Source organism: Chelativorans intermedius, from assembly GCF_025398255.1.
GTDB classification, from domain to species: Bacteria; Pseudomonadota; Alphaproteobacteria; order Rhizobiales; family Rhizobiaceae; genus Chelativorans; species Chelativorans intermedius.
In genome coordinates this window covers 1-5,695 of record NZ_JAODNW010000056.1, presented here as the reverse complement: position 1 = coordinate 5,695, position 5,695 = coordinate 1, and the positions used below count along the sequence as shown (strand labels likewise).

General features: G+C 64.0%; 5 protein-coding genes. 3 read left to right on the top strand and 2 right to left on the bottom strand.

The annotated features are described in order from the left end of the window. Positions 1-2,367: helicase-related protein (locus NYR58_RS20005; protein ID WP_390880977.1), on the top strand; the 2,367-nt coding region annotated here is incomplete at its 5' end. A 13-nt stretch (positions 2,368-2,380) separates the two neighbouring features. Here NYR58_RS20005 and NYR58_RS20000 read toward each other — a convergent pair. Next, positions 2,381-2,881 carry an RES family NAD+ phosphorylase gene (locus tag NYR58_RS20000; protein WP_261522895.1) on the bottom strand — a complete coding sequence of 167 codons (501 nt, stop codon included), beginning with the start codon at positions 2,879-2,881 and terminating at the stop codon, positions 2,381-2,383. 2 nt (positions 2,882-2,883) lie between these two features. Further along, positions 2,884-3,234: an MbcA/ParS/Xre antitoxin family protein gene (locus NYR58_RS19995; RefSeq protein WP_261522894.1), complete on the bottom strand. Its 351-nt coding sequence runs from the start codon at positions 3,232-3,234 to the stop codon at positions 2,884-2,886. Positions 3,235-3,675: 441 nt separating this feature from the next. Here NYR58_RS19995 and NYR58_RS19990 point away from each other — a divergent pair, with 441 nt between their 5' ends. Together NYR58_RS19990 and NYR58_RS19985 are read left to right on the top strand one after the other, a co-directional pair. Next, the gene (locus NYR58_RS19990) at positions 3,676-4,491 is read left to right on the top strand and encodes a competence protein CoiA (RefSeq protein WP_261522893.1); all 816 of its coding nucleotides are present in this window, start codon (positions 3,676-3,678) and stop codon (positions 4,489-4,491) included. Positions 4,492-4,775: 284 nt separating this feature from the next. Continuing rightward, positions 4,776-5,695, top strand: a 920-nt coding sequence (locus tag NYR58_RS19985) for a ParB N-terminal domain-containing protein (protein WP_261522892.1), incomplete at its 3' end; no start/stop codon positions are given.

Below are 5,695 nucleotides of genomic sequence, written 5' to 3'. Positions count from 1 at the left end.
GGGCTGATTGCCAAGGCGATGCTGGTAGTTCCCGGTCACTGCCTCGCCCAGGCGGCGCGCGAGTTCCTGGCGCTCTACCCGACCGCCCGCATCCTCGTTGCCGACGAGACCAACTTTACAAAGGAGAAGCGGCATCGCTTCCTTGCCCGTGCCGCCTCGGCCAAGTGGGACGCGATCATCATCACGCATTCCGCGTTTCGCTTCATCTCCATTCCGTCCGCCTTCGAACAGCAGATGATCCACGATGAGTTGGAGCTCTACGAAGACCTGCTGACGAAGGTCGAGAGGGACGACCGCGTGTCGCGCAAACGGCTCGAGCGGCTGAAAGACGGGCTCAAGGAACGGCTCGAGGCGCTCGCGACGCGCAAGGACGATCTTCTGACCATATCCGAGCTCGGCATCGACCAGATCATCGTCGACGAGGCCCAGGAGTTCCGCAAGCTCTCCTTTGCCACCAACATGTCGAGCTTGAAGGGGGTCGATCCGAACGGCTCGCAGCGGGCGTGGGACCTTTACGTCAAGTCCCGCTTTATTGAAACGAAGAACGCCGGCCGTGCGCTTGTGTTAGCGTCGGGCACCCCGATCACCAACACGCTCGGCGAAATGTTCTCCGTACAGCGCTTCCTCGGCATCGAGGCGCTGAAAGAGCGTGGTCTGCATGAGTTCGACGCCTGGGCATCGACCTTCGGCGATGTGACGACAGAACTCGAGCTTCAGCCATCGGGCAAATACAAGCCGGTGACGCGCTTTGCCACCTTCGTCAACGTGCCCGAGCTCATCGCCATGTTCCGCTCCTTTGCGGACGTCGTGCTGCCCGAGGACTTGCGGCAGTATGTGAAGGTGCCGGCGGTTTCGACCGGCAAGCGGCAGATCAGGACCTCCAGGCCGTCCGCCGCTTTCAAGCGCTACCAGGCCGTGCTCGATGCCCGCATCAAGGCGATCGAGGAACGGGAGGGGCCGGCGCAGCCCGGAGACGACATCCTGCTGTCGGTGATCACCGACGGCCGCCACGCCGCGATCGATCTGCGCCTGGTCGACCCTGACAATGGAGACGAGCCCGACAACAAGCTCAACGACCTGATCGGCAACGCCTTCCGCATCTGGGTGGAAACCTCACAGAACACCTATCGCAAGCCGGACGGCGATTGCTTTGACTTGCCCGGCGCCGCGCAGATGATCTTTTCCGATCTCGGCACGATAAGCGTGGAAAAGAGTAGGGGGTTCTCTGCCTATCGCTGGATCCGGGATGAGCTTGTGCGCAGGGGCGTGCCGGCGTCGGAGATCGCCTTCATGCAGGACTACAGACGCGCGCAGGCCAAGCAGCGGTTGTTCGGTGACGTCAATGCCGGCAAGGTCCGGTTCCTGATCGGCTCGTCGGAAACCATGGGCACCGGCGTCAACGCCCAGCTCCGCCTCAAGGCCCTGCATCACCTCGACGTGCCGTGGCTGCCCTCGCAGATCGAGCAGCGCGAGGGTCGCATCGGCCGGCAGGGCAATCAGCATGACGAGATCGACATCTTCGCCTATGCGACGGAAGGCTCGCTCGACGCCACCATGTGGCAGAACAATGAGCGCAAGGCCCGCTTCATCGCCGCGGCCCTTTCCGGCGACACCTCGATCCGCAGGCTCGAGGACATGGGCGAAGGCCAGGCCAACCAGTTCGCCATGGCCAAGGCGATTGCGTCGGGCGACCCGCGTTTGATGCAGAAGGCCGGGCTCGAAGCCGATATCGCCCGGCTGGAGCGTCTGCGCGCCGCCCATATGGACGATCAGCATGCGGTCCGCCGTCAGATTCGCGAGGCCGAACGCGACATCGAGATCGCGACCCGCCGCATCGCTGACATCGGCATGGACATCGACCGGCGTCTCCCGACCGCGGGCGAGGCCTTCGCGATGACGGTCGCCGGCAAATCCTTTTCCGAGCGCAAACCCGCCGGCAGGGCGCTGATGAAGGAGATCCTCACCCTGATCCAGTTTCAGCAGGAGGGTGATACCGCAATCGCCTCGATCGGCGGCTTCGATGTCGAATTCTCCGGTGAGCGGTTCGGTGGCGATGGCTACCGCCACACCACAATGCTCATGCGCACCGGCGCCGAACACGAAATCGAACTTCCCGTCACGACGACACCGCTTGGCGCGGTCTCACGCCTCGAACACGCGCTTACGGCGTTCGAGGACGAGCGGCTCCGGTATCGCCAGCGATTGGCGGACGCGGAGCGCAGGCTCTCCTCCTACCGCGCTCACCAGGGCGGTGCCTTCGCCTTTGCGGGAGAGCTTGAAGACAAGCGCCGGCAATTGGCCGACATCGAAAAGGATCTGGCCGACGATGTTATCGCCAACGCGCCGGGCGTCGATAAGGCTGCATGACGCGCGTTTGCGCTCAACCCAACCGATCCTCATCATCGATCAACTCCAGGCGGGACGGGCCGCTCGCGCTCCACTTCCAGAGCACCAGATTCATGTCACCAAGACCGGCTCCCTTCGCGAAACTGCGAACGAGCAGGCCGTTATAGCCTTCCGCAATCAGGTTGCGCGCGAAACGCTGTGTGCGTGCCTCACCCGTTTCCCTCATCTGGTCACGCCAGGTCGGATCTGCCAGTGAGGCTTCGTCAAGACCCGCCGCCGTAAGCGCTGCCGTATCTGAGGCGTCGAAGACCATCTCGATCTCGGCACGGTAACAGACCAACGTCGTCGGCTGCAGATCGCCCACTTGATTGGACTCCCTCAGAGCGGACATCACGGATGTCGAGGTGTAAAGGGCCGGCACACCTTTCGGATTGAAGCGGCCGCCATAACGTTCCGCGCCGCGTCCCGACATCGGTTCGCGCGCGAAGACCGGATTGATTGCCCGGTAGAGCTTTCCGGAATAGGTGAGCGCCACGATCAGGCGTGAACGCCGGCGTCGATGGCATCGATAAAATCGAGAACCTCTTCGGCGCGACCGTCGCGAACCAGCTGCATGGCCGTCTGCCCGGAGAATCCAGGCAACGGCTCGGACCGATACCAGGCGTAGGCCATCAGCGCGGAACCGAACCGCGGTTCGACCTTATTGACGATCTCCACCATTTCGCGCAGGCGGCGCTGTGTCTTGTCCGAGCGCACCCGATCCTTGCGCTGGATCGCGTCCTTGCCAAGGCCGACCGTGCGCGCAATCTCTTCGCTCGTCGTGCGAAAGACGGTTGCGATCTTGTTAGGCGCGAACATCCCATGATCTGAATATTGTGCGAGGTTCATCCTGCCGCCTCATTCATTGCCAGTGTTTCTGACGCAGTATAGCGTCATAGAAAGCGGCATTCAAGGACCGCGCCAGTCGTTTTGCGGGAGAGGGTGAAGACAAGCGCCGGCAACTGGCGGAGACCGAAGCCGAGCTCGCGGACGCAGCGGCAGTGTCCGAACGGGCCGCCGCGTGACGAACTCTCTCTGAGGATAGTCGATCATCCGGAGTTGACCGGAGCCGGTCGGCGGCTAATCTTGCAACATGCCTGAGTAGAAGACGGAGCCTGGCATCTTCGACATTCCGTCATCATAACCGGCGACCGGCATTGCCCCGTCACGCCGAAGATAATCAAGACAGCACCAGCTCCGACTGGCCATGCTGCGGTTTGCTTCCATCCAAAACAAACAATCGGCGCCCGCCTCTCTGGCGGATGCGCGTCAATATATATGGAGCCGGACATGCGCTATGCATTGGTCAACAACGAACGGGTTGAAGCCAGCCACGGTCTTTCTGCCCTGTGCCCGGGCTGCGGACAGCCCATGGTCGCCAAATGCGGCGACCGGCGGGTCCATCACTGGGCGCACCGCGGCAGGCGAACCTGCGATCACTGGTGGGAACCCGAAACCCGATGGCATCGCCAATGGAAGAGCCGATTTCCGGCCGGTTGGCGGGAGTTCGTCCATGTTGCCGCCGACGGCGAGCGACACATCGCCGACGTCAGGACCGGGCACGGACTGGTGCTCGAATTCCAGCACTCCCATTTGCGGCCCGACGAACGCGCCGCGCGCGAGGCCTTCTATCCGAACCTGATCTGGGTGGTTGACGGCACCCGCCTCAAGCGCGATGCGCCGCGCTTTGCTGCAGGTGGGCAAATGCTGCGGCCCACGCCTTGGAGGGGAATTTACACGGTCGCCTTCCCGGAAGAGTGTTTTCCGCCGAAATGGCTCGATTGCCGGGCTCCCGCCTTTTTCGATTTCGCCGGTGCGGAACCCGTTGCGCCGGATGCCACGCCCATCGAGCGTTATCTTTGGGGGCTTCTGCCCGGGCGGGCGGAGGGCCACGGCGTCGTTGTGGCGCTCGGCCGCGGAGGTCTCGTCCGGGCCGCACACGAGCGTCCGCAGATTCTGGACGCGGCGCAGATCGTCGGCGTCCTTCAGGCACGATTCCGGGCGGCACGCGTGGCGGCGATGCAGGAGGCCCGCCGGCTCCCGTCCGGGAAACGATGGAAGCGCGGGCGCGTATGGAGAAGGCCGCGGCCACGGCGGCGGTTCTGACGACCTGCGGTCAAGAGCCGTAAACATGACAGGGGAGGGGGAGGAAGAAGTACCCCTCGCAGAGCGGCCAGGCCGCTGACGGTTCCACCTCAACAGCGCCGCTCGCGATCCCGGCCCGTCGGTCGTCGCGATGGCTCACGAGCCATGCTCGCCCTGCCGGGCAGGGATGCTCGGCCGCAGTTGCACCGGCCCGTCCGCTCCGCGGGCCGGGGGATGTCTTCGGGAAGAAGACGAAAAAGGGGACTGGCGTGGTGCCGGGCCCAAACCCCGAAAGGAGCATCCCGATGGAAATCAAGCTCGTTGATCCGCGCGCGCTCGTCGAAAACCCCGACAGGGCCCGCCGCTCGAAATCCAATCCCCAGGCCGATGCGCTGCTGCTCGCAACGATCAAGGCGGTCGGCATCGTGCAGCCGCCCGTCGTGGCGCCTCAGGCCGATGGCGGCAACGGTTTTGTCATCCAGGCCGGGCATCGCCGCGTCAAACAGGCGATCGCCGCCGGTCTCGACGAGATCGCGGTCATTGTCGGAGAGGCCGCCGAGGATGGCGGCGCCATGCGTTCGCTCGTCGAAACGCTCGCCCATGAGGGGCTCAATCCGGTCGACCAGTGGCGGGCGATCGAGCGCCTCGTCGCCATCGGCTGGACCGAGGAGGCGATCGCCGTGGCGCTCGCGCTTTCGGTCCGCCAGATCCGAAAGCTGCGGCTGCTCGCCAATGTGCTGCCTGCCATGCTCGATCATATGGCCAAGGGCGACATGCCCAACGAAAGCCAGCTACGCACGATCGCGGCTGCTTCGCTCGAGGAGCAGAAGGAGGTCTGGAAGGCGCACAAGCCCAGCAAGGGCGATCCGCAGGTTCCCTGGTGGAGCGTGGCCAACGGCCTTTCCAAGACCCGCATGTATGCGCGCGATGCGAGTTTCGACGACGAGCTCGCTCAGGCCTACGGCATTTCCTGGGTCGAGGACCTGTTCGCGCCCGCCGACGAGGACAGCCGCTACACCACCGACGTCGAGGCCTATCTCGGTGCTCAGCAGGAGTGGATGACGCGGAACCTGCCCAAGAAGGGGGTCATCACCGAGGCCAACACATGGGGCCAGCCGGAGCTGCCCAAGAAGGCCGAACGGGTCTATGGCAAGCCGAAGAAGTCCGATCACTCCGCCATGTATCTCGATCGCGACGGCAAGGTGCAGACCGTTCACTTCCGGAT